The organism is Protofrankia sp. CiP3 (assembly GCF_917627345.1).
GTDB lineage: Bacteria > Actinomycetota > Actinomycetes > Frankiales > Frankiaceae > Protofrankia.
The window spans coordinates 5,585-7,365 of the sequence record NZ_CAKJTM010000134.1; the positions used below are offsets into that span (position 1 = coordinate 5,585).

General features: G+C 68.6%; 2 protein-coding genes. Both read left to right on the forward strand.

Annotated features, from left to right (window positions below; translation table 11 throughout):
- On the forward strand, positions 1 to 979 hold a 979-nt coding region (gene argF, locus MJ797_RS24065), incomplete at its 5' end, for an ornithine carbamoyltransferase (protein WP_239341543.1).
- A gap of 79 nt (positions 980 to 1,058) precedes the next feature.
- Positions 1,059 to 1,664 carry an arginine repressor gene (gene argR, locus MJ797_RS24070; RefSeq protein WP_239341545.1) on the forward strand — a complete coding sequence of 202 codons (606 nt, stop codon included), beginning with the start codon at positions 1,059 to 1,061 and terminating at the stop codon, positions 1,662 to 1,664.
- Positions 1,665 to 1,781: the final 117 nt, after the last annotated feature.

The window sequence follows — 1,781 nt, forward strand, 5'->3', positions numbered from 1 at the left end:
CGTCCGACATTTTCTCCTCGACACCGACCTGACGCCGGGTGAACAGGCTGCCCTGCTCGACGCGGCCGACCGCGTGAAGGCGACCCGCCGGGTGGGCGACGCTGGGCCCAGGCCACTTGCCGGCCGCTCGGTGGCGTTGCTGTTCGAGAAACCGTCCACCCGCACCCGGATGTCGTTCGACGTCGCCGTGGCCGAGCTGGGTGGCCATCCCGTGGTCGTTGACGCGGCCGCCACCCAGCTCGGCAGAGGCGAGTCCATCGAGGACACGGCGGCGGTCTTCAGCCGGTATGTCGACGCGATCGTGGTGCGGACGTTCGCGCAGGACCGCTTGGAGCGGATGGCGGCGGCGGCCTCGGTGCCCGTGGTCAACGCTCTTTCTGATCATGCTCATCCGTGTCAGGCGCTCGCGGACCTGCAGACGATCCGGGAGCACCGCGGCGCCCTCGCTGGACTGACCCTTGCCTACTTCGGGGATGGCAACAACGTCGCGCATTCGCTGGTGCTGGCTGGCGCGCTTGCCGGCATGCGGGTCCGGGTGGCCTCGCCGCCCGGATACGAGCCTTTCGAGCAGGTGCTGCGGCAGGCAGCCGAGATCTGTTCGAGGACTGGTGGCGCGGTCAGTGTGACGCACGACGCGCGGGAAGCCGCGTCCGGTGCGGACGTGCTGTACACCGATGTCTGGGCCTCGATGGGCCAGGAGAGCGAAGCTGACAGCCGGTCGCTGGTCTTTCAGCCGTATCAGCTCGATGAGAAGGTGGTGGAGGCCGCCGCCATTGACGTGATCATCATGCACTGCCTGCCGGCGCACCGTGGCCTTGAGATCACGGCTTCCGTCCTCGACGGCCCCCGGTCGGTCGTCTTCGACCAGGCCGAGAACCGGCTGCATGCCCAGAAAGCGCTGCTGGCGTTTCTGCTCGACCAGAGCAATCCGGTCTCGCGGCCGTCCCCTCGGGCGCTGGCTGGCAAGGTCACGCCGTGATGGTGTGCCCCGGCGTCCTCCTTCGTCAGGCTCCTTGGCCGCTGGCGCTCCCCGCAGCGAGCGCCACGGAGGCCGCCGTATGAGCACCCAGGTACCCAGGATTCCTCGGCACGCTGCCGCGCCGCTGACCAAGCACGCGCGGCAGGCGAGGCTCGCGGCCCTGATAGCCCGCCAGCGGGTGCGTTCGCAGACGGAGCTGGCTCGGTTGCTGGCGGCGGAGGGTATCCAGGTCACCCAGGCGACGCTGTCCCGTGATCTGGAGGATCTCGGCGCGACCAAGGTGCGTGGCCCGGACGGTGCGTTGGTATATGCCGTCGATGTCAACCTGGCGCCGACCGAGTCCGTGCGGCTGCCACTCAGCCGGCTCTGCGAGGATCTGCTCGTTTCGGCGGAGGCCAACGGGAACCTGCTCGTCCTGCGGACCCCGCCGGGTGCGGCGCAACTGTTCGCCTCGGCGCTGGACCGGGCGGGGCTGCCGGAGGTCATGGGCACCATCGCTGGCGACGACACAGTCCTGGTGATCTGCCGGCCGGCATTGATCGCCGTTGCTGATCCGGCTGGCGGTACCGACTCCACCGGCCCCCAGCTCGCCGCGCGGTTGCTCGATCTTGCGGACGGGCGCTCCCGTGGTTCACCTGTCAACGGTCCACCTGCCAGCCTGGCCGGCCAAGCCCCGTCGGCCTGATACACAGAGCAACCTGATACACAGAGCAAAAATGATTTTTTCCAATCTTAGAGCGCCCGGCAATAGGGGCTTGGATCAAGGAGCGGGGCTGGTGTGCGTGCATCGCAAGGCGGCGGA

Excerpts from the sequence above, each read along its gene's own strand:
- argR (WP_239341545.1), top strand. The coding sequence starts at position 1,059 with ATGAGCACCCAGGTACCCAGGATTCCTCGGCACGCTGCCGCGCCGCTG.